At 63.0% G+C, this 26,695-nt stretch carries 25 protein-coding genes; 16 read left to right on the top strand and 9 right to left on the bottom strand.

Annotated features, from left to right (window positions below; translation table 11 throughout):
• Nucleotides 1-17 precede the first annotated feature (17 nt).
• Genes gbpA through R9B85_RS10860 form a run of 10 tightly spaced genes read left to right on the top strand, consistent with a single transcriptional unit; the run spans nt 18 to nt 8,897 of the window.
• Entirely contained in the window at nt 18-1,481 is a 1,464-nt protein-coding gene (gene gbpA, locus R9B85_RS10905) for an N-acetylglucosamine-binding protein GbpA (RefSeq protein ID WP_243432320.1), read from the top strand.
• A gap of 51 nt (nt 1,482-1,532) precedes the next feature.
• On the top strand, nt 1,533-2,045 hold the full coding sequence (locus R9B85_RS10900) for a cytochrome b (RefSeq protein WP_112249651.1): 513 nt from the start codon (nt 1,533-1,535) through the stop codon (nt 2,043-2,045).
• 5 nt (nt 2,046-2,050) lie between these two features.
• On the top strand, nt 2,051-2,548 hold the full coding sequence (locus R9B85_RS10895; RefSeq protein ID WP_112249649.1) for a type II secretion system protein N: 498 nt from the start codon (nt 2,051-2,053) through the stop codon (nt 2,546-2,548).
• On the top strand, nt 2,545-4,386 hold the full coding sequence (gene gspD, locus R9B85_RS10890) for a type II secretion system secretin GspD (protein WP_112249647.1): 1,842 nt from the start codon (nt 2,545-2,547) through the stop codon (nt 4,384-4,386). Before R9B85_RS10895 ends, gspD begins: the two co-directional genes overlap by 4 nt.
• Nucleotides 4,383-5,846, top strand: a complete 1,464-nt coding sequence (gspE, locus tag R9B85_RS10885) for a type II secretion system ATPase GspE (RefSeq protein WP_112249645.1) — start codon at nt 4,383-4,385, stop codon at nt 5,844-5,846. Before gspD ends, gspE begins: the two co-directional genes overlap by 4 nt.
• Nucleotide 5,847: 1 nt before the next feature.
• The gene (gspF, locus tag R9B85_RS10880) at nt 5,848-7,053 is read left to right on the top strand and encodes a type II secretion system inner membrane protein GspF (RefSeq protein WP_112249643.1); all 1,206 of its coding nucleotides are present in this window, start codon (nt 5,848-5,850) and stop codon (nt 7,051-7,053) included.
• Between the two features lies 1 nt (nt 7,054).
• Nucleotides 7,055-7,501 (top strand): type II secretion system major pseudopilin GspG, encoded by a 447-nt coding sequence (gene gspG, locus R9B85_RS10875; protein WP_075046635.1) that lies wholly within the window; start codon nt 7,055-7,057, stop codon nt 7,499-7,501.
• Nucleotides 7,498-7,962, top strand: coding sequence for a type II secretion system minor pseudopilin GspH (gene gspH / locus R9B85_RS10870; protein ID WP_112249641.1), 465 nt, complete (start codon nt 7,498-7,500; stop codon nt 7,960-7,962). The genes gspG and gspH overlap by 4 nt, the downstream gene beginning before the upstream one ends.
• Nucleotides 7,940-8,320 carry a type II secretion system minor pseudopilin GspI gene (gene gspI / locus R9B85_RS10865; protein WP_112249638.1) on the top strand — a complete coding sequence of 127 codons (381 nt, stop codon included), beginning with the start codon at nt 7,940-7,942 and terminating at the stop codon, nt 8,318-8,320. The genes gspH and gspI overlap by 23 nt, the downstream gene beginning before the upstream one ends.
• Nucleotides 8,307-8,897, top strand: a complete 591-nt coding sequence (locus tag R9B85_RS10860; protein ID WP_112249636.1) for a type II secretion system protein GspJ — start codon at nt 8,307-8,309, stop codon at nt 8,895-8,897. Before gspI ends, R9B85_RS10860 begins: the two co-directional genes overlap by 14 nt.
• 68 nt (nt 8,898-8,965) lie before the next feature.
• Here R9B85_RS10860 and R9B85_RS10855 read toward each other — a convergent pair whose 3' ends face one another.
• A complete protein-coding gene (locus R9B85_RS10855) occupies nt 8,966-9,118 on the bottom strand; it encodes a hypothetical protein (protein WP_181457293.1) in 153 nt (50 codons plus the stop codon).
• Between the two features lie 84 nt (nt 9,119-9,202).
• Here R9B85_RS10855 and R9B85_RS10850 point away from each other — a divergent pair, with 84 nt between their 5' ends.
• The 4 genes from R9B85_RS10850 to R9B85_RS10835 all read left to right on the top strand — a co-directional run bounded on the left by R9B85_RS10850 (nt 9,203) and on the right by R9B85_RS10835 (nt 11,737).
• Nucleotides 9,203-9,751 (top strand): general secretion pathway protein GspK, encoded by a 549-nt coding sequence (locus R9B85_RS10850; RefSeq protein ID WP_207878233.1) that lies wholly within the window; start codon nt 9,203-9,205, stop codon nt 9,749-9,751.
• The gene (gene gspL, locus R9B85_RS10845; RefSeq protein ID WP_112249632.1) at nt 9,744-10,853 is read left to right on the top strand and encodes a type II secretion system protein GspL; all 1,110 of its coding nucleotides are present in this window, start codon (nt 9,744-9,746) and stop codon (nt 10,851-10,853) included. The genes R9B85_RS10850 and gspL overlap by 8 nt, the downstream gene beginning before the upstream one ends.
• A gap of 92 nt (nt 10,854-10,945) precedes the next feature.
• On the top strand, nt 10,946-11,329 hold the full coding sequence (locus tag R9B85_RS10840; protein ID WP_220087572.1) for a hypothetical protein: 384 nt from the start codon (nt 10,946-10,948) through the stop codon (nt 11,327-11,329).
• Nucleotides 11,330-11,389: 60 nt separating this feature from the next.
• On the top strand, nt 11,390-11,737 hold the full coding sequence (locus tag R9B85_RS10835; RefSeq protein WP_207878230.1) for a YgiW/YdeI family stress tolerance OB fold protein: 348 nt from the start codon (nt 11,390-11,392) through the stop codon (nt 11,735-11,737).
• A 101-nt stretch (nt 11,738-11,838) separates the two neighbouring features.
• Here the strand turns inward: R9B85_RS10835 and R9B85_RS10830 are convergent, their stop codons facing one another.
• Nucleotides 11,839-13,116, bottom strand: a complete 1,278-nt coding sequence (locus R9B85_RS10830; protein ID WP_390899133.1) for an MFS transporter — start codon at nt 13,114-13,116, stop codon at nt 11,839-11,841.
• 75 nt (nt 13,117-13,191) lie between these two features.
• On the opposite strand from R9B85_RS10830, the gene R9B85_RS10825 reads away from it, so the two are divergent.
• Complete coding sequence (locus R9B85_RS10825; protein WP_423771017.1) at nt 13,192-14,094, top strand: LysR substrate-binding domain-containing protein; 903 nt, start codon at nt 13,192-13,194, stop codon at nt 14,092-14,094.
• A gap of 119 nt (nt 14,095-14,213) precedes the next feature.
• A complete protein-coding gene (locus R9B85_RS10820; RefSeq protein WP_112249624.1) occupies nt 14,214-14,987 on the top strand; it encodes a ParA family protein in 774 nt (257 codons plus the stop codon).
• Here the strand turns inward: R9B85_RS10820 and trxC are convergent.
• The 7 genes from trxC to betI all read right to left on the bottom strand — a co-directional run bounded on the left by trxC (nt 14,984) and on the right by betI (nt 26,473).
• Nucleotides 14,984-15,418: a thioredoxin TrxC gene (gene trxC / locus R9B85_RS10815; RefSeq protein WP_112249622.1), complete on the bottom strand. Its 435-nt coding sequence runs from the start codon at nt 15,416-15,418 to the stop codon at nt 14,984-14,986. The genes R9B85_RS10820 and trxC overlap by 4 nt on opposite strands.
• 129 nt (nt 15,419-15,547) lie before the next feature.
• Entirely contained in the window at nt 15,548-17,008 is a 1,461-nt protein-coding gene (gene selO, locus R9B85_RS10810) for a protein adenylyltransferase SelO (protein WP_112249620.1), read from the bottom strand.
• A 179-nt stretch (nt 17,009-17,187) separates the two neighbouring features.
• Nucleotides 17,188-20,496, bottom strand: a complete 3,309-nt coding sequence (gene mscK, locus R9B85_RS10805; RefSeq protein WP_215520517.1) for a mechanosensitive channel MscK — start codon at nt 20,494-20,496, stop codon at nt 17,188-17,190.
• A 35-nt stretch (nt 20,497-20,531) separates the two neighbouring features.
• The gene (locus R9B85_RS10800) at nt 20,532-22,274 is read right to left on the bottom strand and encodes a potassium/proton antiporter (protein ID WP_112249931.1); all 1,743 of its coding nucleotides are present in this window, start codon (nt 22,272-22,274) and stop codon (nt 20,532-20,534) included.
• A 255-nt stretch (nt 22,275-22,529) separates the two neighbouring features.
• Nucleotides 22,530-24,227, bottom strand: coding sequence for a choline dehydrogenase (gene betA, locus R9B85_RS10795; RefSeq protein WP_112249615.1), 1,698 nt, complete (start codon nt 24,225-24,227; stop codon nt 22,530-22,532).
• Nucleotides 24,228-24,304: 77 nt separating this feature from the next.
• Entirely contained in the window at nt 24,305-25,777 is a 1,473-nt protein-coding gene (gene betB, locus R9B85_RS10790; protein ID WP_133975992.1) for a betaine-aldehyde dehydrogenase, read from the bottom strand.
• A gap of 39 nt (nt 25,778-25,816) precedes the next feature.
• Nucleotides 25,817-26,473 carry a transcriptional regulator BetI gene (betI, locus tag R9B85_RS10785; protein ID WP_112249611.1) on the bottom strand — a complete coding sequence of 219 codons (657 nt, stop codon included), beginning with the start codon at nt 26,471-26,473 and terminating at the stop codon, nt 25,817-25,819.
• Nucleotides 26,474-26,695 lie beyond the last annotated feature (222 nt).

The following is a 26,695-nucleotide window of genomic DNA, read 5'->3' as shown; positions in this document are numbered from 1 at the left end:
TGCGTTCGGAGTTCGTGATGAATACAAGAAAGACCCTGCGAAAAAGCGTTGTCGCCACCGGTGTGTGGATGGCGATCGTAGGTGCAGGTTTGCAGGCGCAAATTGCCAATGCACATGGTTACCTGGCTGACCCTCCGTCTCGAGCAGCGCTCTGCCATGCAGGTTTTAAAAACCTGAACGTCAACTGCGGAGGTGCCCAGTACGAACCGTGGTCGGTCGGCGAAGTGATAGGGCGCTTTCCAAGCCAAGGTCCCGAGAATGGAAAAATCGCCAGTGGTGGTGTTCGGGGAGACTTTTCCGCACTCGATGAGCAATCAGCCAATCGCTGGCATTTGACCCCGGTCGTGGACCGTAACATGCAGTTCGACTGGCATTATGAAGCCCCGCATCCGGTGCGGTCGTGGGAGTACTTCATTACCAAGGCGGATTGGAACCCCAACGCTGCGCTGACCCGTGACTCATTCGATTCGACCCCGTTCTGTGCGTTGGATGGCAGCAACCAGATACCAGCAAAAGGTACCGGCACCAATCCAAGGCACAGCTGCACATTGCCTGCTGACCGTTCGGGCCAGCACGTGATTCTCGCCGTCTGGAAGGTTGGCGATACCGATAAGGCTTTCCACAGTGTCGCTGACGTCGATATCCAACTGGATGGCGGCCCGGTCCCTGAGTGGCCGCGCCTGGCTGAAATAAGCGCCAGCCGTGACCTAGAAGTAGGGGACAAAGTTACTGCCAGGGCATTCGATGCCAATGGGGAGCGTACTGCAAACCATGTAAGCATCAAGATCGAAAATGCCGAAGAAGCCATCGCTGCCAACTGGGCTTACAAGCTTGCCAAGCAGATCAACGAAACCCAGACGTTGGTACGTGCCGGTAAAATGGATGCGGACGGTAATATCGAGCCCGTGCAGGGTTCCAACAGCATCTTCGCCAAAGCCGAAAGTGGGCTGACCAACTACCTTCTGCACTTTGAAAGCGCCGCTGGCGAGCAGGCCACGATGCACCTGCACGATGTCAAACCCGAATACACGATCACCGATGGCAAAGGTGGTGTGGATTTCACCGTCATGACCAACAAGGCCCTGACAGTGACAGCGCGGTTGTTCGATACCAACAAGAAGCAGGTTTCTTACTCGCGCCAGAGCGTCAACGGCACCGAGCCGTTCGTGCTGAATGTCGAAAGTACCGAAGGCGAGCATACCCTCAAGGTCGTAGGTGTGGACAAGCGTGAGCGGGTGCTGCTGCAGGACGAGAAGACGGTTCAGCTCAAAGCGGCTGGCGATGGGTCTCACGACTTCGTTTTCCCGGAATCGCTGTCGAGCTACAAGGCTGGCACAACAGTGCTGCAGCCTAAGAATGGCAAGGTCTACGAGTGCCAGCCGTTCCCCAACTCGGGTTACTGCTTGCAGTACTCCGCAGATGCCACCCAGTTCGAGCCAGGTGTTGGTTCCCACTGGAACATGGCCTGGACCGAGAAGTAAAGCGTCTGACCTGGCCCCTTCCGGTGGGGCCAGGCTCCTCGAGTACTATCTATGCAAGTACAAAAATATTGCTGGCAGCAGATCCTCCTGCACTGGATCTCTGCCACGGTCATCATTTGGGTCTTGATCAGCGGTTTCTACGTGGCGTACCTGAATGTCTCCCCCGCCACACGCCACTTTGTGGCATTCGTCAATGTGGCCATGACGACGCTGTTCATTCCGATATTCATGCTGCGCTGGCTGTTGCGCCTGACCAGACCCAAACCACGCAGCCCGCATGACCATCTCAAGCACCAGCGCATCGCTCATGTCGCCCATGAGGGCTTGTACTGGACCACGGCTATCGTGCTGTTGTCCGGTGTGCTGATGATGGATCGGGTCATCGATGTGTTCGGTTGGTTCTCAATCGCGCCCATGCTGAGCGACCCGTTCTGGCACAACGTCTGGTTCAAGACTCACATCGCTTCTTGCCTGTTGCTAGGACTCGGCGTTTCGATGCACATCGCCGCCGTGCTCTTGCATGAGCTGTCCGGGCGGCGCGTGCTGAGGCGGATGCTGCCCTGATTACGATGAAGCGCTCGTCGTATCTGATTTGGCTGACGTTCGCGCTGGTAACGCTTGCCTGCCTGGCATGGCGTGAAAGCGTTTATCCCGCAGTTGCGCCCCCGGTCGTCCAGGACCCGCCGGTGACGACAGCGGCTTTGCCGGAAAAACCATTGTCGGCGGCTACCTTGGCCCTGGCGTTCGGCTTTCAGGCGCCGGGTCAACGGCAGTCGAGCCGGGCGGATATCGCCCTCAAGGCCAGCTTCGTTTCCAGCCAGGGCGATGCCCGAGCGTTAGTGAGAAGCGATAGCGGCGAGGCTATCTATCGCGTCGGAGACCGGTTACCTGGCCATGGCGTGCTGCGCCAAATAAATGTGCGTTCCATCGTGCTGTGGATCGACGGCCGCGAGGAAGTCGTGTCGTTGTCCAGCGATACGCCCCCTGTATTTCTGCCTACGGGTGCGGCAACCCGCCCGCGCCCTGTTTCAGACCCCTCAGCCCGCCTGTTGCGGGAGGTGCAATGACTTTGATGCGATATCTGCGCGCCGCCTCGTTCGGCGCCTCTCTAACCCTTGCCTGCGCTCTGGCGCTTGCTGAGGCACCCACCTGGCAACTGGCGATGAGCGATGCCGACGTGCGCGACGTGGTGCGTGAGGTGGGGGCGATCCTTGACCAGCCGATCATTCTCGACCCGCGCGTGCAGGGGCGCATCACCGTCCTTTCGAACGAGGCGCTCGATCGCGAAGGGATACGGCGGCTGTTCTACTCGGTGCTCAATGCCCAGGGCTTTGCCGCCGTGAACGACGGCGAACGCTTGCTGGTGCTGCCTGCAAGCGAAGCCAAGGCCTGGGCAAACCAGCAGGTGGAGGCCATACCGGCAGCGGTCACCACACGGGTTTTCAACCTGTCGGGTAGTGTCGCTGCCGATCTGGCCGGCTTGCTGCGGCCGTTGGTTTCCAGCAATGGCTACATTGGACCGTCCAGCTCCGCCAACGCCCTGGTGATCACCGACTCCGCAGCCAACCTGGACCGCCTGGAAAACCTGGTCCTGCAGCTCGACAGTGGCCAGCGGCATGATCATGAACTGGTGACCTTGCGCAAAGCCCAGGCCGAGGTTGTGTTCCCGGTGGTCGAAGCCGCCGCCGGTGGCCCGGACAGCGGCGTTCGGGTACTGGCTGACATGAACGGTAACCGTCTTCTGATCCTGGGCCCGATCAAGTCCAGGCAACGTCTTGCGCAACTGACCCGCTCGCTGGATGTACCGGTTACGGCCACTTCGCAGAACTGGCGGGTGGTACGCCTGCAACACAGCAGTGCCGAGCAGCTTGCCGAAGTATTGGGTGAGGTGGGCAAGCGGCTCGATGGTACGCCGGGCACCAAGGCTCTGGGCGCGGACCTCCCCGGCGAGGCCATGGTCAAGGCCGATGCCAGCCAGAACGCTCTGGTGATAATGGGCGAGCCGCAGACGCTGAGCCGCGTGGAGCAGATCATCCAACAACTGGACCAGCCCCGGGCGCAAGTGCTGATCCATGCGGCAATCGTCGAAGTCAGTGGCAGCATCGATGAAGCGTTGGGCCTGCAATGGGGCATCGACAAAGGTGGCCTCAAAGGCGGCGTTACCTTCAGCGAAAGTGGTGCTGCCCTGGCCGACCTGCTGGGCAAGGAAACCAAGCTGCCGGGGGGCGTCGCCCTGGCCATTGGCTCGGACCGTTTTGCCGCGCTGGTTTCGGCCTTGGCCAGCAATAGCCGCAGCAACCTGTTGTCGACGCCGAGCCTGCTGACCTTGGACAACCAGGAGGCGCAGATCCTGGTAGGCCAGAACGTGCCGTTCAAGACCGGCTCCTACGTTACCCCCGGTAGTGGTTCGGAGAACCCCTTTACCACAGTCGAGCGTAAGGACATCGGTATCAGCCTGAAGGTGCGCCCGCACATCAATGAAGGGCGCAGCCTGCGCCTCGAGGTCGAGCAGGAGAGCTCGGAAATTGCACCCAGCACGGCCGAGAACGACCTGATCACCAACAAGCGCACGCTCAAAAGCACCATCTTGGCCGCCGATGGCGAGATTATCGTGATCGGCGGCCTGATCAAGGACAGCGTGCGCAAGGTAGAGCGCGGTGTTCCGCTGCTCAGCCGAATCCCATGGGTGGGCGGTCTGTTCCGGTGGCGCAGCGATACTCAGGAAAAGACCAACCTGATGGTCTTCCTGCGCCCGACCATTCTGCGCAGCCAGGCCGAGCTGGTCGAGACGGGACGACGCGCCTACGAAGGGGTACGCGCTGCGGATGATTCGACCCTGCCGGAAGATCCCCGGCAGATGTTCGAGTCGCAGGCTCTGCCCGGCGCGTCAGGGCCACGCTCATGAACAGCGACCTGCCGTTCAGCTTTGCCCGACGTCACGGCATCCTGCTCGACCGCCAGGCGGCTGAGCCTGCCTTGCTGATGCGAGAAGGCACTTCGCTGGCAGCCCTTGCCGAGGCCTGCCGTGTAGTGGGCAGCAACTGGCACCTGCGGCGTGTCAGCGATGCCGACTTCGCCGAGCGCCTGGCCAGTTGCTACGGCCCCGGCCAGGATGCGGCGCAGGCCGTTGTTCAGGGCCTGGACCGGGAAATCGACCTGGCGCAGCTGGCTGAAGCCTTGCCGCAAACCAGCGACCTGTTGGAGCAACAGGACGATGCGCCGATCATCCGCCTGCTCAATGCCTTGTTCAGCGAGGCGGTGAGGGCCCGGGCCTCGGACGTCCACCTGGAAACCTTCGAGCATCAGCTGCGCGTACGCATGCGTATCGACGGCGTCATGCGCGAAGTGCTGGCGCCACCACGGGAGCTATCTGCACTGCTGGTTTCGCGCATCAAGGTCATGGCGCGCCTGGACATCGCCGAGAAGCGCGTGCCTCAGGATGGCCGGATCAGCCTGCGCCTGGCCGGCCACGAAGTGGATGTGCGGGTGTCGACCTTGCCCGCCGCCCATGGCGAGCGGGTGGTACTGCGTTTGCTGGACAAACAGGCAATGCGTCTGGACATCGACCATATGCAGATGCCCGGCTCTGTGCGTGCTGGCTTCATGCGCATGCTGGCGAAACCACATGGCATTTTCCTGGTCACCGGGCCCACCGGTTCCGGCAAGACCACAACGCTGTACACCGCGCTTTCGTACCTCAACCAGGTATCGCGCAATATCCTCACCGTCGAAGACCCGGTCGAGTACTACCTTCCCGGCATCGGCCAGACCCAGGTCAACACCAAGGTCGACATGACCTTCGCCCGGGGGCTGCGTGCCATCTTGCGACAGGACCCCGACGTGGTCATGGTGGGCGAGATCCGCGACCGGGAGACCGCCGAGATTGCGGTGCAGGCCTCGCTGACGGGCCACCTGGTGCTGTCCACCTTGCATACCAACAGCGCTCTGGGCGCAATCACACGCCTTGCCGACATGGGCATCGATACTTGCCTGCTCGCATCTTCGCTGGCCGGGATCATGGCCCAGCGCCTGGTGCGACGGCTTTGCCCCCATTGCCGGGTCGAACATGAAGTGGACGAGGCCACGGCGAGCGTCCTGGGCCACCCGGCCGAATTGCCACCGCGGCTCTACAAGGCGCAGGGCTGTAGCGAATGCCAGCTGGGTTACAGCGGGCGCCTGGCGTTGCACGAGATGCTGGTGGTGAAGCCCGCGCTGGCCCAGGCGATTCATGCCCGGGCGTCTCAGGACGACATGCTCGAATTGATCCGCGTGGATACACCAAGCCTGTTCCAGCATGGCGTCCAGCGTGTCTGCCAGGGGCAGACAAGCGTGGCAGAACTGCTGCGCGTGACGGGGCAGGACTGACATGGCGCTGTTCCGCTATCAGGCCCAGGATGCAAAGGGTGTGCGCCAGCGAGGCACCGTGGAAGCGTCGGGTGCGCGCCAGGCCCGGCAAACATTGCGCGAGCAAGGGTTGCTGGTGCTGAGCATGAGCCCCTTGGGGGCATCCCCTTTGGCCCGGTTGCTGGCACGCAATACCCTGAGTCTGGCCCGGCGCTCGCTGCTGACGCGCCAGCTGGCGACTCTGCTGCATGCCGGGGTGCCGTTGACCGAGGCGTTGCAGGCAGTTGCCGAGCAGAGTACGCCGCGCCACGTACGTCAGGTATTGCGCGGCGTGGCTGAGCGGGTTGCCGAAGGCCATGCGCTGGCGCAGGCCCTGGCGCATTACCCACAGGCATTTCCCATGGTTTATCGGGCCACCGTGGCCGCTGCCGAACGTTCCGGCCACCTGGCAGGTGTGCTCGAGCGTTTGGCCGAGCATGGCGAGAACCATCAGGCCCTGCGGCAGAAGGTACAGCTGGCGATGGTTTACCCGGTGATCCTGCTGGTTGTCTCGTTGCTGGTGGTGGGTTTTCTGCTGGGCTATGTGGTGCCAGACGTGGTGCAGGCCTTTTCGCATGACCATGCACAACTGCCGCTGGCAACGCGAGTGCTGATCACCTTGAGCGATGCCACGAACCATTACGGCTTGGCAGCGCTGGCGCTATTGGCCATGGCCATCGCACTGGTTGCCTGTGCCCTTCGCCAACCGGCACGGCGCAGGCAATGGCATGGCTTTTCACTGCGCCTGCCCGGATATGGCGAGTTCGTCCGGGCCAGTGAAGCGGCCCGTTTCATCAGCACCCTTGCGATCCTGGGGCGCAGCGGCGTGGTATTGGTCGAAGCGATGAACATCAGCGCGGGCGTGATCGGCAACCTGATTCTACGCGAGCGCCTGCTGCGGGCCGCCCGTGAGCTGGGCGAGGGCACCACGCTGGCCAACTGCCTGGCACGCAGCGAAGCCTTGCCACCGCTGATGCTGCACATGATCGCCAGCGGCGAACGCGCCGGTGAGCTGGACACCATGCTCGAACGTGCCGCAGACCTTCAGGCCAAACAACTGGCAGGGCGTATTTCCTTGCTGGTGAGCCTCTGTGAGCCCCTGATGCTGCTGGTGATGGGGGGCATCGTGCTGTTCATCGTGCTCGCCATCCTGCTGCCGATCCTCAACCTCAACCAACTGGTCAACTGACATGTCCATGCGTTCATCACGCCGCGCCGAACGCGGCTTCACTCTCATCGAAATCATGGTGGTGGTCATTATCCTGGGGGTTCTTGGCGCGCTGGTGCTGCCCAACGTCATGAGCCGTCCCGACCATGCCAAGCTGACCGCAGCTCGCACCGATATCCAGTCAATTTCCACCGCACTGGAAATCTACCGTCTGGACAACGGCCGCTACCCGACAACCGCGCAAGGGCTGGACGCCTTGGTGAAACGCCCCACGGTGGCGCCACTGCCACGTCAATGGAGTGCCCAAGGCTATCTGAAGAGCACACCAACCGACCCCTGGGGCTCGCATTACCAGTACGCAAGCCCAGGAACCCGTTCGACCCAGGGCTATGACCTCTACTCCCTGGGCGGCGACGGCCAGCCGGGCGGTGAGGAAATGGATGCTGATATCGGTAACTGGTCTGAATGAAACCGCGCCGCACTCGAGGCTTCACCCTGCTGGAGCTGCTTCTGGTGATGCTGTTGCTGGGCATTGTAATGGGCATGGCCGGGTTTACGTTCGCACGAGATCCGCAGCGTGTGGCCAGCCAGGAGGCCAACCTCTTCCTCCAGTTGGTGCAGTACGCGCGGCAGCAGGCGGTGCTGGAAGGGCTGACGCAAGGAATTCGCATCGATGCCCAGGGCTACCAACTGCTCAAAGCCTCTGAGGATGGCTGGGAGGCAGTCGGCAGGCATCGCGATATTGGCCTGGACCTGCGCTTGGAGATCGATGGGTTGCCTGTGCCGCATGCCCTGGCTGGCGGGGCGCCGCAACTGCTGATGTACGGTAATGACGAGCACACGCCGTTTACCCTGCATTTCGAGGTCGACAATGTGCGCCTTGTTTCCGTGTCGAGTGATGGCCTCAATGACCCCCAGTTCGTGCACTGAACGCGGCTTCACCCTGTTGGAGGTGTTGGTGGCGCTGGCGATTTTCGCGGTGCTGGCCGTGGCGGTGACCACGGCCAGCCAGCATGTACTGGCGCAATCGCAGGGGGTTCGAGAGCGCCTATTGGCTAGCTGGGTGGCCGACAACCACCTGACGGAGCTGGGCCTGCAAGCTGCGCCGGCTCCCGGCCAGCGGAGCCTGGAGGTCATGTTCGGTCAACACCGCTGGACTCTGCACGAAAGCCGCCGTCTGGGCGTGGGTGGCTTGCTGGAAGTGCAGGTACGTGTGGGCCTTGCTGCGGATCGCCAGGTGTTGCATCAGGCCACGGGGTGGCTGGGGATGGCGGATGCGCCGCGCTAGCCCGGGCAGGATGACCCGCCAGGGGGGCTTCACCTTGATCGAGTTGCTGTTGGCGCTCGCTATCTTTGCCGTCCTGGCAATCGGAAGTGCGCGTGTGCTCGATGTGTTCATGCGTGCCGAGTACGCACGCCACGCACAGGCCGATGAGCTGCGTGCGCTGGGCAGGGCCATGAGCTTGATCCAGCGCGACGCCATGCTGGGGTATGCGCCCGCGAGCCTGGGCAAGGGCGGTTACGGCATTCTGCTGAACGGCACTCGGGCCCATTGGTTGGCCAGCGAACAAGGCAGCCAAGCGCTCAAGCGCAGCGAGCTGAGGGTTGTCGAGTACTGGCTCGAAGACGGCGTGCTGTGGCGCCAGCGACGCACGCTGGGGCAAGGTCAGCCACGCCCGCAGCGTTTGCTCGAAGGTGTAGGCGAGCTGCATTGGCGTCTGCACGTGCCCGGTAGCGGCTGGCAGGCGCGCTGGCCAATGGCCCAGCGCCGGCCGGTGCCACCGCAGGCGCTGGAGGTGACACTGTCGACCAGGCGTTTTCAACAGATCCGGCGGGTACTGCCGCTGGGAGGCACCAGCCCATGAGGGGGCAACGTCAAAAGGGGCTGGCGCTAATCACCGTGCTGCTTGTCATGGCGCTGCTCACGTTGCTGTCAGCCGGTATGTTGCGCAGCCATCAACTGCTGATTGGTGGTGTCAGCCAGCAGATCGAAGCGTCGCGCTTGCTGCGTTTGGCTCAGGCCGGCGAGCAGCATGCCCTGGCGAGCTTGCGCCGTGAGGTAGGCGAAGTACTGCAGGTCACTCATGTTCGACAATCCTGGGCCCAGCCCCGAGCGCTCAGCCTTGGTCAGGGGCAACTGAGCCTGCAGCTGGAGGACCTCTCGGGCCGCTTGAACCTCGGCGCCCTGATGGCAGGCAAGGCACCCGACCCGCTGCTGCTCAAGCGCTGGGAGCGCCTGTGCCATTCGTTGCAGGTGGAACCACCCGCTTTGGAAGGGCTCGCTGGCCAGCCGATGCTCGACCCAACCCAGTTGCGTACGTTGCCGGGTGTTTCTGCTGAGGTAATGGCGCGTTTGCAGCCTTGGGTAGTGGTGTTGCCCAAGGAGGCGCGGCTCAACATCAACACGGTCCCGGCGCTACTGCTTGCGGCGTCCGCCGAGGTGTCGCTTACGGTGGCAAGCCAACTGGTAAGCGAGCGCCCCGAAGCGGGTTACCCCACGGTAGAACGTTTTTTGGCTCTGCCCCAACTGGAGGGCGTGGGTCTGGACAGGCGCGGGCTGGCCGTGACCAGCCGCTGGTTTCGCCTGGAGGTGCAGGCAGAGATGGCAGGTAAGCGCATGTACCTGTACAGCGACCTGGAGATCGATTTGGACACGCATCAGGTTCGTGTGGTGCGGCGTGTGTTTTCTGCGATGCGGGAGCAAAGAGCAGATGAGTGAGAATTGGCTGTACCTGTTGCCGGAAGGGGTTGCGGCGGCCGATGCGCGGTGGCCGGTGTGGCTGCGTGCGGCGGATGGCAGCCTGCACAAGGCACGACTGGAGGAGCTGGCTTTGACGCTCACCGGTCCTGCTATCGTGGTGGTACCTATGGAGATGCTGGGCAGTTGCGAGATCGGTCCTGTGCCGGGCAAGCGGCCCAAGCCTGAAACATTGGTCTACGCTGCCGAAGACCATTTGGCAGCGCCGCTGGAAACGCTGCATCTGGTGTTCGGCCCGCCGGATGCGCAGGGGCATCGCCGGGCTCTGGTGATAGAGCGTCAGGTTCTGGCCAGCCTGATGGCCTTGTTGAAAAGCCAGGGAATCGACCCGCTCGGGATCCATGTCGATGCCGACCTGCTGGGCGCCGAGCAGCCCCGTGCACTGTGGCTCGAGGGTCGCTGGTTGTTGGGTGGGCATGGTGGGCCTTGGCTGGTCGCCGGCCCCCAGGCAGCCGAGGTCCTGGTGCGGCAACTGCCGCTGATGGAGCGGCCGGCCGAACCTGCTGATGCAGGGCAGGCGCTCCACAACCAAACCGTCGATAGCGCCTTTCACACCTTCATCCAAGGTCGGGCCAAGGCCTTGGACCTGCGTCAGGGGCCATTTCGGCGACGCAGCCCGATCGTGCCCTGGCCCTCCCTGGCGGGCGGAGCGCTGCTGGCCTTCGCAATGGTGTGCCTGGCGGAACATCTGCGTGCTGAATGGCTGTCGGAACGTACAGCACAGCTACATGCCGAGAATCTTCAGACGTTTCTGCGTTGGGCGCCCGGGCAGTCTGTCGCAGGTGACCTGGCCACACAGATCAGGGCACTGGAATTCCGTCCCCGGGAGAAGACTACCGTCGAGGGGCTGGTTTCTTTCACGGAGCAATTGGTGGAAACCGGGAACATCACGGTTGAACGGGCTGTGTCCAGTCCCAGTGAAGGGTGGCGCATGGAAGTGGTTGCGCAAGGTTTCGATGACCTTGAGCGCTTGCGCCAGCGGGCCCCTGCCGTGCTGATGGATCAAGCCCGGCAGGTCGAGCAGGTTGTGCGCGCGACCCTGACTTTCAGGGAGATTCGCTGATGCGGTGGATTGAGCAGGCCTTGATAGGCCAATGGCAATCGATACCCGGTGATCGAAGGGCCGTGATCCTGGCCGCACTCTGGAGTTTGGCCATGGTCCTGCTCTGGCAGTTTGCCTGGGTACCCGGCAAGCAGCGCTCGCAACAGGCCGAGCTCGCCCATGCGCATGAGCTGAAGCTCAGCGGGCATCTGCAACGGGTTTCGACAGGCCCGGCCTTGGCCGGGGAAGCGGTGACGGTGCTGACACCCGCTGTTCTGAACGAGCGCGCACTGGCCGCCGGTTTGCAAATTACCGGGTTGCAGGCACGGGCCGGTCAGGTGGACGTAAGCCTCGAGGGCGAGCCTGCGCCACTGCTGGGGTGGCTGCATGCGCTGGAGCTTGACGGCGCGCAGGTCCGCAGTTTGCAGTTGCAAGTTGTCGGGGAGCGGCTGCAGGCGCAGTTGGGGTTGGCGCTGGATGAGGCCAGTGCTGATTAAGGTTGGCTTCAGCCAGCAGCGGTAGGCTGTTTCCATCGAAATCGAATCAGGACCTGTCCCATGAAAATCCGTTACCTCGCCTTGATCCTCGCCCCTCTGTTCAGCACTGCCGCCCTGGCTGCCGGCTACACCGGCCCCGGCGCCCAGTCGGTCACCACCGTAGCTGCGGCCAACGATGCTGCCGACGACACCCCAGTGGTGCTGCAAGGCTTCGTGACCAAGAAGATCAACAACGACGACAAGTACGAGTTCAAGGACAGTACCGGCACGATCACCGTTGAAATCGACGACGAAGACCTGCCGCCGACGCCGTTCAACGACAAGACCAAGGTCAAGCTGACCGGTGAGGTAGAGAAACACCTGATGAGCCGGGAGGTTGATGTGGATATGGTTGAGATCATCAACTGAGCCACTGGCCCTCTTCGCGGGTGAACCCGCTCCCACAGGTACAGCGCTGCTCTCATATGTAGCGAGGTCCCTGTGGGAGCGGGTTTACCCGCGAATGGGCCTCAAGCAGTTTTTGGTGGCAGCTTGCTCAGGTGCAACGCCACCAGCAGAGCCACCGCCAGCAGGCTGCCGATGAACAGCCCAATGCCATTCCAGCCCCACTGGTGCCAGAACACCCCGCCCGCCGTCCCGGCCACGCTCGACCCTGCGTAATAACTGAACAGGTACAGCGACGACGCCTGCCCCTTGGCCTTCAGCGCCCGCCGGCCAATCCAGCTGCTGGCCACCGAGTGCGCACCGAAGAAGCCGAAGGTGAACACCAGCATGCCTACGATAACCATCACCAGCGGGCTGGCCAGTGTCATCAGCAAGCCGCCCGCCATTACCACGATACTGGCCCAGAACACCTTGCGCCGGCCCAGTTTGTCAGCCAGTGCGCCGACCTGCGCCGAGCTGTAGATGCCAGACAGGTACACCACTGACAGCAAGCCGACCAGCGCCTGGTTCATGTGATAAGGCTCGGCCAGCAGGCGGTAGCCGATGTAGTTGAACAGGGTGACGAAGGCGCCCATCAGCAGGAAGGCTTCGAGGAACAGCCAGGGCAGGCCGGCATCCCTGAAGTGCATGACGAAGCCATCCAGCAGGCTGCGTGGGTTCATCGCCTGCGGGCGGAAATTGCGCGATTCGGGCAGCACCTTCCAGAACACCAGCGCCGCCACCAGGGCCAGGCCGCCGATGGTCAGCATCGCCGTGTGCCAGCTGACGAAGTCGATCAGCACGCCGGTGATCAGGCGCCCGCTCATGCCGCCAATGGCGTTGCCGCCGATATACAGGCCCATGGCCAGGCCGATGTGCTGCGGGTGGATTTCTTCGCTCAGGTAGGTCATCGCCACAGCCGCAAGGCCGCTCAGCGACAAGCCGACCAGGGCGCGGGTAGCCAGTACCAGCTCCCAGCTCGGCATCACCGCGCTGGCCAGGGTGGAAAGGGCCGCGCAGACCAAGGCAAACACCATCACCGGCTTGCGCCCGATGCGGTCGGAGATAGGGCCGGTGATCAGCAGGCCGAACGCCAGCATGGCTGTGGACACCGACAAAACAAGGCTGCTCTGCGCCGCATTGATGGCAAACTCCTTCGACAGCAACGGCATCATCGGCTGCACGCAGTACAGCAGGGCGAAGGTGGCGAAGCCGCCGCTGAATAGCGCCAGCACGGTCTTCATGAAGGCGGGGGTGCCTTTTTCGATCCACATTTCGTTCAGCGGGGCAGTTTCGGGCTCGTTGGAAAGGGGAGCTACAGCAGTTTTCACGGGCGGGTACCTCTGGCGCAATGAAAAAAGCATATAGCTGGCTAATGATTAGATCCAATATATTGTTCGACCTATTTGAGATGTTTTACGACCTGTTCGGAGCTGATCATGGAACTGCGCCATTTGCGTTACTTCATCGCCGTGGCCGAAGAGCTGCATTTTGGCCGCGCCGCCCAGCAGCTGGGCATTTCGCAGCCACCCTTGAGTCAGCAGATCCAGGCGCTGGAGCAGGAGCTGGGGGCCCGGCTGTTCGAGCGTACCAACCGTCGGGTCGAGCTGAGCGAGGCGGGGCGGTTGTTCCTCGAGGAAGCCCGCCTGGTGCTGGCGCAGGTGGAAAAGGCCGCCGATGTCGCCCGGCGTGCGCAGTTGGGGGAGCTGGGGGAGATGAAGATCGGCTTTACCTCCTCGGCACCGTTCACCTCGAAGATCCCCAAGGCCATCCACGCGTTTCGCCAGCGCTTCCCGGCGGTGCACCTGAACCTCAAGGAAATGAGCAGTCGCGACGTGGCAGAAGGGGTGTTCGACGAGTCCATCGAGGTCGGGCTGATGCGGCCGATGCCGCTGCCAGAAGGGCTGGTGGTCACCGAGCTGTTTCGCGAGCCGCTGGTGGTGGTGATCAATGCCTCGCATCCATTGGCCGAAGGCACGGAGCATGGCGTGCACATGGCCGCCCTGGTCAATGAGCCGTTCGTGTTCTTCCCGCGCAGCTATGGCAGCGGGTTGCACGCGCAGTTGCTGAGCCTGGCGCGCCAGGCGGGTTTCAGCCCGCATTTTGCCCAGGAGGCGGGGGAGGCGATGACCATCATCGGGCTGGTATCTGCAGGGCTTGGGGTATCGGTGCTGCCGGCGTCGTTTCAGCGCATGCGCATCGAGGGGGTGGTTTATCGCACGCTGCTGGATGAAGGGGCGATGTCGGCGGTATGGCTGGTGCAGCGCGAGCGGGGCAATTCGGTGATGGCCAAGGCATTTGCGGAGTTGCTTACGGGGCAGGTGGCTGGCGGGGTAGTGTAGTTGCCCTGATCTGGCCACATCGCCGGCAGCACAAGACTGTCGCTCCCGGTCAAATGGCACTGGCCATTGCCGCAGCGGCGCCACATACTCGGGCATTCGTTGATACACGGAGGTCAATCATGCGGCGCGTGGTGTTCAATCAGAAAGGTGGCGTGGGCAAGTCGAGCATTGCCTGCAACCTGGCGGCGGTCAGTGCCAATGAAGGCTACCGGACACTGCTGATCGACCTGGATGCCCAGGCCAACTCGACCCAGTACCTCACCGGCCTCACCGGCGAGGAGATCCCCATGGGAATTGCCGATTTCTTCAAGCAGAGCCTGTCCAGCGGGCCGTTCAGCAAGAAGAACAAGGTCGATATCTATGAAACCCCGTTCGACAACTTGCACGTGGTCACCGCCACGGCTGAACTGGCCGACCTGCAGCCCAAACTGGAGGCCAAGCACAAGATCAACAAGCTGCGTAAGCTCCTCGACGAACTGGACGAGGACTACGAGCGGATCTATATCGATACCCCGCCGGCACTGAACTTCTATGCGGTTTCCGCGCTGATCGCCGCCGATCGCGTGTTGATTCCTTTCGACTGCGACAGCTTCTCGCGCCAGGCCCTGTACGGCCTGCTGGCTGAGATCGAAGAGCTCAAGGAAGACCACAACGAAGACCTGATGGTCGAAGGCATCGTGGTCAATCAGTTCCAGTCCCGCGCCAGCCTGCCGCAGCAGATGCTTGACGAACTGCTGGAAGAAGGCCTGCCGGTGCTACCGGTGTACCTGGGTAGCTCGGTGAAAATGCGTGAGTCGCACCATGCCAGCCTGCCGCTGATTCACCTGGAGCCCAAGCACAAGCTGACCCAGCAGTTTGTCGAGTTGCATTCGCTGCTCGAAGAGAACGCTTAGACCCCCTGGCTACGCAACCAATCCAGCAACGACTGGAGTGGAAACGCCCCAGCCTGGCGGCTGACTTCACGGCCATTCCTGAACAGCAGCAGGCTGGGGATCGAGCGAATGCCCAGTTGCCCGGCCAGGTTGCGGTTGGCTTCGCTGTCGAGCTTGGCCAGGCGGCAGCGGCCAGACAGCTGGCGGGCGGCCTGTTCGAAGGTGGGGGCGAAGGACTTGCACGGGCCGCACCAGTCGGCCCAGATATCGACCAGCAGCGGCATGTCGCCTTTGATCTGGCTGGCATAGCTGGCTTCGGTAAGTTCGAAGGGGGTGCTCAGCAGCACATCCTGTTTGCAGCGGCCGCATTTCGGCGCGTCGCCCAGGCGCTCGGCGGGCAGGCGGTTGAGGCCGTTGCAGTGGGGGCAGGGGATTACCAGTGGGTCGGACATTTCATCTCCAGTATGGCTTGCACGATTCCTTGTGGGAGCGGGTTCACCCGCGAAGAATAGGACGCGGTGGCTGGCACCGGCTGCGCCGGTGTTCGCGGGTAAACCCGCTCCCACAGGGTTCGGTGTTAATCAGGAAGAGCAGCTGATTTCCAGGTGCTTGCCCCATTCCGGCGGGCGTTCGGCGTAGGCCTGCATCCCGGCTTGCTCTTCAAAGGGTTTGCTCAGCACCTCATGCAGCCGTCGCACTTCACTGTAGTCCCCCGCTTCGGCCGCTTCGATGGCTTTCTGTGCGAGATAATTGCGCAGTACATACAGCGGGTTCACCGCGTGCATCCGTTCCCGCCGACCCTCGGCATTGCCCGTTTCACGTTCGCAGCGGGCCAGGTAGTCCGCCCCCCAAGCGTCGAAACCGGCCAGGTCGATGAAGTCGTCGCGTACCACCTTCAGCGCCTCGGCTAAGGGCTGATCGCCCAGCTTGCGGAAAAACAGGTTGTAGTCCACACCACCGCTCTGCATGCACTGCAACAGGCGCTCTACCAACGCCATGTCGTCCTCTTCCGCGGTGGTCAGGCCCAGGCGCCGGCGCATCAGGTCCAGGTAGTGCGCCTGGTACAGCGGCAGGAACAGGCCCAGCGCTTCCTTGAGCGGTTCTACTTCGATCACCGTGGTCAGCGCCTGGGCCAGTGCACTGAGGTTCCAGTGGGCGATCGGTACCTGGTTGGCGTAGCTGTAGCGGCCACGGTCGTCGGAGTGGTTGCAGATGAAGTTGGCGTCGAAGTCGTCGAGGAAGGCGTATGGGCCGAAGTCGAAGGTGATACCGAGGATCGACATGTTGTCGGTGTTCATCACCCCGTGGCAGAAACCATAGGCCTGCCAGCGGGCGATCAGCTCGGCATTGCGCTCGACGATGGTGCGGAACATGGCCAGATAGGGCTGCTCGGCATCGCGGCATTCGGGGTAGTGCTGTTCCAGTATGTGGTCGATCAGCACGCGCTGCTGTTCTGGCTGCCTGGTGTAGTAGAAGTATTCGAAATGCCCGAAACGCACATGGCTCTGCGCCAGGCGGGTGAGCATGGCCGCGCTCTCGCGGGTTTCGCGCCAAACCGGGGTGCTCGAGCCGATCACGCACAGTGCCCGGCTGCTGGGAATGCCCAGGGCGTGCAGGGCCTCGGAGGCGAGGAACTCGCGGATCGAGGAGCGCAGCACGGCGCGGCCGTCGCCCATGCGCGAGTAGGGCGTCTGTCCGGCGCCCTTGAGGTGCAGGTCCCAGTGCTCGCCTTGGTCATTCAGCACTTCGGCCAGCAGCAGACCGCGGCCATCACCCAGGCGCGGGTTGTAGGAGCCGAACTGATGGCCGGAATAGACCATCGCCCGCGGGTCGGCCTCTTCCCATAGCTTGTGGCCGCTGAACAGTTCGGCAAAAACCGGCAGTTCTGCCTGGGCCGGGTCGAGGTCGAGCAGCGCCATGGCCGACTCGCTCGCTACCACCAGGCGTGGGTCTGCGATGGGTTCGGGCAGGACCTGGGTGGAGAACGCGTCGCCCAGGCGGGCGAAGCGGTTGTCGAAGGTGAGTTGGTCGAGGGCTTTCACGGGCTGCTCCTGGAGGTCGGTGCCTGAGGGCCGCTTTGCGGCCCATCGCCGGCAAGCCAGCTCCCACACCGACCACGCCGACTTCAAGTCGTGTGCAGTACCTGTGGGAGCTGGCTTGCCGGCGATCGAGGGCATAGCCCTCGCAGGCATTCTGGGCGTTCATGCCCTATGGAGTCCACTCACACAGGTTGAGTGCCATCCGGTTTCGGCTGCTCCATCGGAATCAGCTGCTGCTTGCCGCCCTTAGAGTCCATCAGGAACACCTCGACCTGGCGCACCGAGATCTTGATGTTGTGCGCCTTGAACTCGCGGTTGATGTAGCGGTTGATCTCGTCCAGCGTCGGGTTGCGATCGCCCAGGTCGCGTACGTGCATGCGCAGCTCGTGGTCCAGCGAGCTCTCGCCGAAGTTGAGGAAGTACACGATCGGCTCCGGGTCCTTGAGCACGCGTGGGTTCTCCTGGGCGCCCTTGAGCAGCAGATCGCGCACCAGGTCCAGGTCCGAGCCATAGTCGATGCCCAGCTTCAGCGTTACCCGGGTGACCGTGTCGGTCAGCGACCAGTTGATCAGCTGGCCGGTGATGAAGGTCTTGTTGGGGACGATGATGTCCTTGCGGTCGAAGTCGGTGATGGTGGTGGCGCGGATGCGGATCTTGCTCACCGTGCCCGACAGGTTGCCGATGGTGATGGTGTCGCCGATCCGTACCGGGCGCTCGAACAGGATCATGATGCCGGAGATGAAGTTGGCGAAGATCTCCTGCATGCCAAAGCCCAGGCCCACCGACAGCGCGGCCACCAGCCATTGCAGCTTGTCCCAGCTGACCCCCAGGGTCGACAGGGTGCTGACGATGCCGATACCGACAATGGTGTACGACAACAGCGTGGTGGTGGCGTAGGCACTGCCCTGGGCGAGGTTCAGGCGGGACAGCACCAGCACTTCCAGCAGGCCCGGCAAGTTGCCGGCCAGGGCAAAGGTGATGCCGACTATCACCAGTGCGCCCAGCAGGTCGCCGAGGCTGATCGGCACCATGCTGGCGGCGGCGCCGGTGCCGCTGGTGTATTCGTAGAGGACGAAGTTGTTGAGGTAGGCGAACACCGAGATCAGGTCCGACCACACCCAGTACAGGCCAGCGATGAAGCCGCCAAGCAACGCCAGGCGGATAAGGCGCAGCGACTGCTGGTTGACCTGTTCGATGTCCAGCGTGGGTTCTTCGGTGATGACTTCGCCATCCAGCCCTTCCTTGGCCGCCGCCCGCTTGCTCAGTGCGCGCTGGTAGGCCAGGCGCCGTGCCGCCACCGACAGGCCACGCACGAAGGCAGCTTCGATCACCAGCCAGAACAGCAGCAGGTACAAGGTATAGATCAGACGGTCGGTAAGTTTCAGCGCGGTGTAGTAGTAGCCGAAGCACACGGCCACGAACAGGGCGATGGGCAGGGCGGTGAAGGCTACGCCCACGGCCTTGCGGAACAGCGAGGTGTCGCGGTGTGCCGGGCTGCTGAGTAGCAGGCGGCTGAGTAGCCAGGCCATCAGGGCGTAGCAGGCCAGTACTACGCCAATGCCCAGCACATCATCGGCCAGCGCCGAGGGCTGATGTTCGGCCACGGCCACCACCCCGACCAGTGCCAGTACCACGGTGCCCAGGCGGCGCACCCAGCCGCGCAGGAACTCGACCTGCGGCTTGTGCCAGCGGAAGTGGATTTCCGCCACGCCGCCCGGGGCGAGGATGCGGTAGGCGGTGTAGAACACCAGCCAGGCCTGGGCCAGTTGCCAGAGGGCGGCACCGAGGTTGGCATTCTGACCGCGGGCATCGATCTGCAGGGCGTAGCTGCACAGGGCCAGGCCCAGGCTGACCGGCATCGCCAGCAGGATGTTGATGAGAATTGCCTGGGGCGTGTGCCACTGGCTGTCACGGCGGAAGTGGCCGATGTCCTGGTGCACCTTGCCCAGCCGTTGGTACAGGTATTTGCGCCGCCACAGCAGGCCGCCGATCACCAGCAGCAGCGGCAGGAACAGCAACGGGCGCTGGCTCAGGCCGTCGCCCAGCTCCTTCAGGCCCGAGCCCCACGGCAGGTTGGCCACCTGGTCGGCCAGGCGCTCCGGCACATAGCGCAGCCAGTCCCAGTCCAGCGGCTTGTTGCTGGGGATCCAGAACATCTGCTCGTCGAGGGTGGTGCGCAGGCTCTGGGCGGTGTCCAGCAGCTGCTTCTGGTTGAGCTGCAGGGTGATCGATTCGTTGAGCAGCGCCGACAGCTCGCGGTTCAACCGCTCGAGCAGGTCGCTGCGGGTAATCGCCACTTCCAGCAAGGCCTTGCGCAGCTGTGGCGTCACCTCTTCCTGTGGCTGGGCAGCCAGCAGTTTGTCGACGTAGGTGACCGGGCTGCTCATCTGCTCGCGTTGCTGGTTGACTTCGAACTGGTACAGGCGGGTGTCGGCGATCTGGTCGGCCAGGTCGCGATCGACCTTCAGGTGCGGCAGGGTCTGCTTCTGCTTGTAGAGGATTTTCGACAGCAGCAGGCTGCCCTTGAGTACGTTGATCTGCTCGTCAAGCGCCTGGTCGGCCTGGGTCAGGCTGTCCAGCTGCTGCTTGGTGCGCAGGTTCTGCTGGGTCAGTTCGTTGAGGCGGTCGGTGCTTTTCAGCAGGTAGTCGGAGAGCTTGAGGTTGACCGCGCTTTCGGTGGCCAGCAGGCTGCTGCCGCCGGCTTTCTGGGCTTCGATCGACTGCTGGGTGACCGCTTCCTGGGACTGGGCCAGGCGCTTGTCGTTGATCAGGGTCTGCAGGTCCTGGATTTCCTGCTCCAGGCGCGCGGCGCGCTCGATCAGCAGGTCGTGGCGGGCGTTGCCCAGGTCTTGCAGCAGGCTGTTGCCGGCCAACTCCTGGCGGCGCAGCAGGGTCAGCGCGTTCAGCGAGGCCAGTTCGGCATTCAACTGGTTGCGCTGGTCGGCGTTGATCGGTTTGCCGGCGTCCTTGCCAGTCTTGAGAATGTTGTTGATCTGCTGGGTACGCGCCTGGCTGTTGCTGATTTCGGCCTGGGCGCGTTCCGGGCGGGTTTGCGAGTTGATGATCAGGCTGTTGGCTTCGGACAACGCTTTCTGCAGCTCACCCTGCAGGGTGCTGCGCTCGCTGAGCATCTGCTCCAGTTGCGGCACCGACAGGGTGGCGTACCGCTGGGCCACCGGCTGAGGCTTGCTTTCTTTGAGCTTGGCCAGTTCGCGCTGGCTGTCGCTGGTTTCTTTCGGCGCGCCGGTCAGCTGCTGCTTCAGCGCGGCGAGCTTCTTCTCGTTGTCTTCCTTGCTGGCGAGCAGGCTGAGGGTTTGCTCCAGCACCTGCTGCAGGGCTTTCTGCTCGGCCTCGGGCAGCTTGCGCTCGGCGATCTTGTCGAGGCTGTTCTGGATGCTGGCGGTGGTCGGGGCTTCTGCTGCAGTGGCTGCAAAAGAGAGAGACAGACACAGCCCGAGGAGGGCTGTGCGAAGGTACACGCGCAGTGACATAGGCAGGCTACTTGTGGATCCGGCAGAAACGAAGTTTAGAGGAACAATCCTGGTCCGGGTCGCGTTCCTTCGGGGAATCTGACGCCTACTTTCTGGATCTTGTTCCCGTCCATGGTGGCCACGGTCCAGATCGTGCCATGCCATTCGACCTGGTCACCTACTACTGGAGCGCCTCCGACCTTCTGTCGGATGAACTGGGCCAGCGGCATTTTCGCGTCCAGGCCGTCGAGTTTCAGGCCGTACAGAGCTGCCACCGCACCCAGTTCGGCATCGCCTTCGAGCACGAAGTCGCCGAAGAAACGCAGGTCCAGGCCACGTTGTGGCGCCTGGCTGAAGAGTTTGCCCAGGGCCGGCAGGTTGTGCTCGTGGCCGATCACGCAAAGCATGTCACCCACTTCCAGCACGGTGCTGCCCGACGGGTGCAGCAACTGTTCGCCCCGGAACAGCGCCGCGATCCGCGTGCCTTCGGGCATTTTCAACTCGCGCAGGGCGGCGCCGATGCACCATTTTTCGGCACCCAGGCGGTAGACGAACATTTCCCACTCGCTGGTGATGTGTACTTCCAGGGCAGAACGGGAGATTGGTGCCGGGTCTGGCGGAACCGTCACTTTCAGCAGTTTGGCCATCCACGGCAGGCTGGTGCCTTGCACCAGCAGCGACACCAGCACGATGAAGAAGGCCAGGTTGAAGAACAGCTGGGCGTCCGGCAGGCCGGCCATCAACGGGAACACCGCAAGGATGATCGGTACCGCGCCGCGCAGGCCGACCCAGGAGATAAAGCCCTTTTCGCGGCCATGGAAAGCCTTGAACGGCAGCAGTGCGGCGACCACCGACAGCGGCCGTGCCACCAGGATCATCCACAGCGCCAGGCCCAGCGCCGGCAGGGCGATGGGCAGCAGGTCGTGGGGCGTGACCAGCAGCCCCAGCACCAGGAACATGCCGATCTGCGCCAGCCAGGCCATGCCGTCGAGCATGTGCAGGATACCGTGGCGGCTGCGGATCGGCTTGTTGCCAAGCACCAGGCCGCACAGGTACACGGCGAGGAAGCCGCTGCCGTGCAGGGCGTTGGTCAGCGAGAACACCACCAGGCCGCCGGCGATCACCAGGATGGGGTACAGGCCGCCAGCCAGCTTGATGCGGTTGACCAGTTGCAGCATCAGCCAGCCGCCGCCCAGGCCCAGCAGCCCGCCGATGCCGAACTCGCGCAGCAGGTGAGTGAGCAGGCTCCAGTGCAGGCCGGTCTGGCCGCTGGCGATCATGTCGATCAGGGTGACGGTGAGGAACACCGCCATCGGGTCGTTGCTGCCCGACTCGATCTCCAGGGTGGCGGTGACCCGCTCGTTCAGGCCCTTGCCGCCAAGCAGCGAGAACACCGCGGCGGCGTCGGTGGAGCCGACGATGGCGCCGATCAGCAGGCCCTGGATCAGGCTCAGGTTGAACAGCCAGGCGGCGACCAGGCCGGTGAGGGCGGTGGTGATCATCACGCCGATGGTGGCCAGCGACAGCGCCGGCCACAGTGCCACGCGGAAGCTCGCTACCCGCGTGCGCAAGCCGCCGTCGAGCAGGATCACGGCCAGCGCCAGGTTGCCCACCAGGTAGGCGGTCGGGTAGTTGTTGAAGATGATGCCGCCACCATCGACCCCGGCGACCATGCCGACAGCGAGGATGATGACCAGGATAGGGATGCCCAGGCGCGACGACAGCGAACTGACCAGGATACTTGCGCCCACCAGCAATGCGCCGATCAGGAACAGGCTGTTGATGGTGCTTGCATCCAAAGGCAGGTACTCCGGGGTATTGCGGAAAGAGGACTTGACTGGCAAGTCGCGTGCCAATCGATTCTAACCTGATGAATTGGCAGGCTGTAAAGCGTTTCTGCAGATGTGCAAAAGGCACCGCGATGGGTGCCTTTCATTGTATTGCCTGGGTGGGCCTCTTCGCGGGCGCGCCCGCTCCCACAGGTGAATCACAAATCTCAAGTTCTGTGAGAATCCTGTGGGAGCGGCTTTAGCCGCGAAGAGGCCGGGGCAGGCTTACGCCTGCTTCACTTCACGCATCGGCTTGCCCTTCACCGGTGCATCGCCCGCCACATAGTACTTGGCGGTGCTGCGCGGCAGCGGCTTGCGGCCACGGATCTTGTCCGAGATCTTCTCGGCGATCATGATCGTGGTGGCGTTGAGGTTGCCGGTGATGATGATCGGCATGATCGACGCATCGACCACACGCAGGCCCTTCATGCCATGCACGCGGCCTTCGCCATCGACCACCGCCATGTCGTCGGTACCCATCTTGCACGAGCACGACGGGTGGAAGGCGGTTTCTGCGTGCTCGCGGATGAACTTGTCCAGTTCTTCGTCGGTCTGCACGTGCGCGCCCGGGCTGATCTCGCGACCACGGTACGGGTCCAGCGCCGGCTGGGCCATGATTTCGCGGGTCAGGCGGATACCGTCACGGAATTCCTGCCAGTCCTGCTCGGTGGCCATGTAGTTGAACAGGATGCTCGGGTGCTGGCGCGGGTCCTTCGACTTGGCCTGGATACGGCCACGGCTTGGCGAACGCATCGAGCCCATGTGCGCCTGGAAGCCGTGTTCCTTCACACCGTTGGAGCCGTTGTAGTTAATCGCGACCGGCAGGAAGTGGTACTGGATGTTCGGCCATTTGAATTCAGGGCGGGTACGAATGAAACCACCGGCCTCGAACTGGTTGCTGGCGCCGATGCCGGTGCCGTTGAACATCCACTCGGCACCGATGGCCGGCTGGTTCCACCACAGCAGCGACGGGTACAGCGACACCGGCTGGGTGCAGGCGTACTGCAGGTACAGTTCCAGGTGGTCCTGCAGGTTTTCGCCAACGCCCGGCAGGTCGTGCACCACAGGGATGTCGAGGCTTTCCAGCAGGGCGCGCGGGCCAACGCCGGAGCGCTGCAACAGTTGCGGCGAAGCGATTGCGCCGGAGCTGACGATCACTTCCTTGCGGGCACGGGCTTCGACGCGCTCTTCGCTGTCGCCGACCAGGTAGGTCACGCCAATGGCGCGCTTGCCGTCGAACAGCACGCGGTCAGTCAGGGCGTGGGTGACGATGGTCAGGTTCGGGCGCTTCTTGGCCTGGTCCAGGTAGCCGCGAGCGGTGCTGGAACGGCGGCCGTTCTTGGTCACGGTACGGTCCATGGGACCGAAGCCTTCCTGCTGGTAGCCGTTGAGGTCTTCGGTGCGCGGGTAACCGGCCTGGACGCCGGCTTCGACCATGGCGTGGAACAGCGGGTTGTTGCCAGCTTTTGGCGTGGTCACGCTGACCGGACCTTCGCCGCCGTGATAGTCGTTCGGGCCGATGTCACGGGTTTCGGCCTTGCGGAAGTACGGCAGGCAGTCCAGGTAGGTCCAGTCTTCCAGGCCTGGCAGTTCTGCCCAGCCGTCGAAGTCCATGGCGTTACCGCGGATGTAGCACATGCCGTTGATCAGCGACGAGCCGCCCAGGCCCTTGCCGCGACCACACTCCATGCGGCGGCCGTCCATGTGCGGTTCCGGGTCGGTCTCGTAGGCCCAGTTGTAGCGGCGGCCCTGCAGCGGGAAGGCCAGGGCGGCTGGCATCTGGGTGCGGAAGTCGAAGCGGTAGTCGGGGCCACCGGCTTCCAGCAGCAATACGGTGACGCCGGCGTCTTCGGTCAGGCGGGTCGCCAGGGTGTTACCGGCCGAGCCGGCACCGACGATGATGTAATCGAATTCTTGGGACATGAAAGTACCCTCGTGTTGGCGGTGATAAGGGAGCGGGAACGCCCGTGCGCAGCGGCACGGGCGTGGCTAGACAGGGTTTAGAAAACCGAGTTGTAGCCGCCCAGCTCGACCTGGACCGACTTGATGCGAGTGTATTGAGCCAGCGAGCTGATGCCGTTCTCACGGCCGACGCCCGACTGCTTGTAGCCACCGACCGGCATTTCGGCCGGCGATTCGCCCCAGGCGTTGATCCAGCAGATACCGGCTTCCAGCTTGTGGATGATGCGGTGGGCGCGGGTGATGTCGTTGGTGCAGACGCCGGCGGCCAGGCCGTACTCGGTGTCGTTGGCACGACGGATGACTTCTTCTTCGGTTTCGTAGGTGAGGATGCTCATCACCGGGCCGAAGATTTCTTCCTTGACGATGGTCATGTCGTCAGTGCAGTCGGTGAACACGGTCGGGGCCACGAACGCACCCTTGGCGAAATCACCGGCGGTCAGACGCTCGCCACCGCACAGTACGCGGGCACCTTCTTCCTTGCCCTTGGCGATGTAGCCAAGCACGCTTTCCATGTGCTGGAAGCTGACCAGCGGTCCGAAGTTGGTGTTTTCGTCTTCCGGGTTGCCAGCGCGGATGCGGGCAACGCGCTCGACGATCTTGGCCTCGAAGGCAGCCTTCATTTCAGCCGGGATGAACACGCGGGTGCCGTTGGTGCACACCTGGCCCGAGCTGTAGAAGTTGGCCATCATGGCGATGTCGGCGGCCTTGTCCAGGTCGGCGTCGGCGCAGATGATCAGTGGCGACTTGCCGCCCAGTTCCATGGTGACTTCCTTGAGCGACGAGCTCGAGGCGCTGGCCATGACCTTCTTGCCGGTGGTGGTACCGCCGGTGAAGGAGACTTTCTCGATGCGTGGGTGCTCGGTCAGCCAGGTGCCGACTTCGCGGCCGCTGCCGGTCAGTACGTTGAACACGCCATTAGGCAGGCCGGCTTCGGTGTAGATCTCGGCCAGTTTCAGGGTGGTCAGCGAGGTGACTTCCGACGGCTTGAAGATCATCGCGTTGCCGGCGGCCAGGGCCGGGGCGGATTTCCACAGGGCGATCTGGATCGGGTAGTTCCAGGCGCCGATACCGGCGGTCACGCCCAGCGGCTCGCGGCGGGTGTAGACGAAGGACGATTCACGCAGCGGGATCTGCTCGCCTTCGATGGCCGGAACCAGGCCAGCATAGTACTCCAGCACATCGGCGCCGGTGACGATGTCGACGTAGCGGGTTTCCGAGTACGACTTGCCGGTGTCCAGAGTTTCCAGCATGGCCAGCTCGTCGTTGCGCTCGCGCAGGATCTCGACGGCGCGGCGCAGGATGCGCGAACGCTGCATGGCGGTCATCGCGGCCCATACTTTCTGGCCACGCTCGGCGCTTTCGACGGCCTTCTCGACGTCAGCCTCGGTGGCACGTTGCACGTGGGCGAGGACTTCGCCGGTAGCCGGGTTGATGGCTTCGAAGGTGGCATCGCTGCCAGCGTCGACGTAAGCGCCATCAATGTAGAGTTTTTGCGTTCCGAAACGGGCCATAGTGTCCTCGCAAGTGCAGTGTGTGGTTTGGCTTGCGCGTCACGCTCCTGCCGGGTTGGCCAGGGCCGTACGCGCTTGTTCAGCGGCCTGGTCGTTTGTACCCAGGGTGTGCTGTTTAGCCAGTTGTAGATCCATGTATTCGTAAGCAATCCGTATCGCCTGGTCGGTGTCGAATGCATCACCCGACAGGGCGCCACGCAGCCACAAGCCGTCGATCAAAGCCGCCAGGCCGCGGGCTGCCTTGCGCGCATGGTAGAGCGGCAGGGCGCGGCGGAACTGGCAGCACAGGTTGGAATACAAGCGGTGGTCGTTGATCCGCTGCAACCTGTGCAAATCGGGCTGGTGCATGCTGGAAGCCCAGAAGGCCAACCAGGTTTTCATCGCCGGGCCGTTCACCTGGCTGGCATCGAAGTTGCCCTCGATGATCACTTTCAGGTGGGCGCGCGGGCTGTCGTCCGTCAGGGCCTGGCGACGTGCTCTGACGCCTTCGTTGAGCATGTTCATGATGTAACCCATCGTCGCTGCGATCAGGCCGTTCTTGTCCCGAAAGTAGTGACTGATGATGCCGTTCGACACACCGGCCAAACGGGCAATCAGCGCAATGCTGGCGTCACCCAGTCCGACCTGATCGACCGCCAGCAACGTGGCTTCGATCAACTGCTGGCGGCGGATGGGTTGCATACCGACCTTGGGCATCTTGCTATCTCCTCAGGCCTGCGAGCAGACGACGGGCGGCTGACTCGGCGAAGGCCAGTCTATTTTGTTTTGATTGAACGTTCAATCAATAAAGAATAAGCTCTGCGACAATTTGTGCCATTGACAGTTTTTCAAGCGGTCTAGAAAGCACGGATTGACACCCCAGGAAATCGCGTAACCCCCGGAATACAAGGCGTTGACGGGCATGAGCGATGCGAAATG

Origin of the sequence: Pseudomonas sp. NLJ1 (assembly GCF_049486705.1) — a bacterium.
GTDB lineage: Bacteria > Pseudomonadota > Gammaproteobacteria > Pseudomonadales > Pseudomonadaceae > Aquipseudomonas > Aquipseudomonas inefficax.
The sequence above is the reverse complement of the archived record's forward strand: the minus strand, read 5'-3'. Positions and strand labels throughout refer to the sequence as shown.

What these genes read in the sequence shown, in the direction of transcription:
- trxC (WP_112249622.1), bottom strand. Translation starts at nt 15,418, where the DNA reads ATGTCCGACCCACTGGTAATCCCCTGCCCCCACTGCAACGGCCTCAAC.
- gspF (WP_112249643.1), top strand. Translation starts at nt 5,848, where the DNA reads ATGGCGCTGTTCCGCTATCAGGCCCAGGATGCAAAGGGTGTGCGCCAG.
- gspG (WP_075046635.1), top strand. Translation starts at nt 7,055, where the DNA reads ATGTCCATGCGTTCATCACGCCGCGCCGAACGCGGCTTCACTCTCATC.
- R9B85_RS10825 (WP_423771017.1), top strand. Translation starts at nt 13,192, where the DNA reads ATGGAACTGCGCCATTTGCGTTACTTCATCGCCGTGGCCGAAGAGCTG.
- R9B85_RS10895 (WP_112249649.1), top strand. Translation starts at nt 2,051, where the DNA reads ATGAAGCGCTCGTCGTATCTGATTTGGCTGACGTTCGCGCTGGTAACG.
- R9B85_RS10860 (WP_112249636.1), top strand. Translation starts at nt 8,307, where the DNA reads ATGCGCCGCGCTAGCCCGGGCAGGATGACCCGCCAGGGGGGCTTCACC.
- betB (WP_133975992.1), bottom strand. Translation starts at nt 25,777, where the DNA reads ATGGCCCGTTTCGGAACGCAAAAACTCTACATTGATGGCGCTTACGTC.
- R9B85_RS10820 (WP_112249624.1), top strand. Translation starts at nt 14,214, where the DNA reads ATGCGGCGCGTGGTGTTCAATCAGAAAGGTGGCGTGGGCAAGTCGAGC.
- betA (WP_112249615.1), bottom strand. Translation starts at nt 24,227, where the DNA reads ATGTCCCAAGAATTCGATTACATCATCGTCGGTGCCGGCTCGGCCGGT.
- gspI (WP_112249638.1), top strand. Translation starts at nt 7,940, where the DNA reads ATGACCCCCAGTTCGTGCACTGAACGCGGCTTCACCCTGTTGGAGGTG.
- gbpA (WP_243432320.1), top strand. Translation starts at nt 18, where the DNA reads ATGAATACAAGAAAGACCCTGCGAAAAAGCGTTGTCGCCACCGGTGTG.
- gspD (WP_112249647.1), top strand. Translation starts at nt 2,545, where the DNA reads ATGACTTTGATGCGATATCTGCGCGCCGCCTCGTTCGGCGCCTCTCTA.
- mscK (WP_215520517.1), bottom strand. Translation starts at nt 20,496, where the DNA reads ATGTCACTGCGCGTGTACCTTCGCACAGCCCTCCTCGGGCTGTGTCTG.
- betI (WP_112249611.1), bottom strand. Translation starts at nt 26,473, where the DNA reads ATGCCCAAGGTCGGTATGCAACCCATCCGCCGCCAGCAGTTGATCGAA.
- gspL (WP_112249632.1), top strand. Translation starts at nt 9,744, where the DNA reads ATGAGTGAGAATTGGCTGTACCTGTTGCCGGAAGGGGTTGCGGCGGCC.
- R9B85_RS10830 (WP_390899133.1), bottom strand. Translation starts at nt 13,116, where the DNA reads ATGCTTTTTTCATTGCGCCAGAGGTACCCGCCCGTGAAAACTGCTGTA.
- R9B85_RS10900 (WP_112249651.1), top strand. Translation starts at nt 1,533, where the DNA reads ATGCAAGTACAAAAATATTGCTGGCAGCAGATCCTCCTGCACTGGATC.
- R9B85_RS10855 (WP_181457293.1), bottom strand. Translation starts at nt 9,118, where the DNA reads ATGAGTGACCTGCAGTACTTCGCCTACCTCACGGCGCAAGCTCGCCAG.
- R9B85_RS10835 (WP_207878230.1), top strand. Translation starts at nt 11,390, where the DNA reads ATGAAAATCCGTTACCTCGCCTTGATCCTCGCCCCTCTGTTCAGCACT.
- R9B85_RS10840 (WP_220087572.1), top strand. Translation starts at nt 10,946, where the DNA reads ATGGTCCTGCTCTGGCAGTTTGCCTGGGTACCCGGCAAGCAGCGCTCG.
- gspE (WP_112249645.1), top strand. Translation starts at nt 4,383, where the DNA reads ATGAACAGCGACCTGCCGTTCAGCTTTGCCCGACGTCACGGCATCCTG.
- gspH (WP_112249641.1), top strand. Translation starts at nt 7,498, where the DNA reads ATGAAACCGCGCCGCACTCGAGGCTTCACCCTGCTGGAGCTGCTTCTG.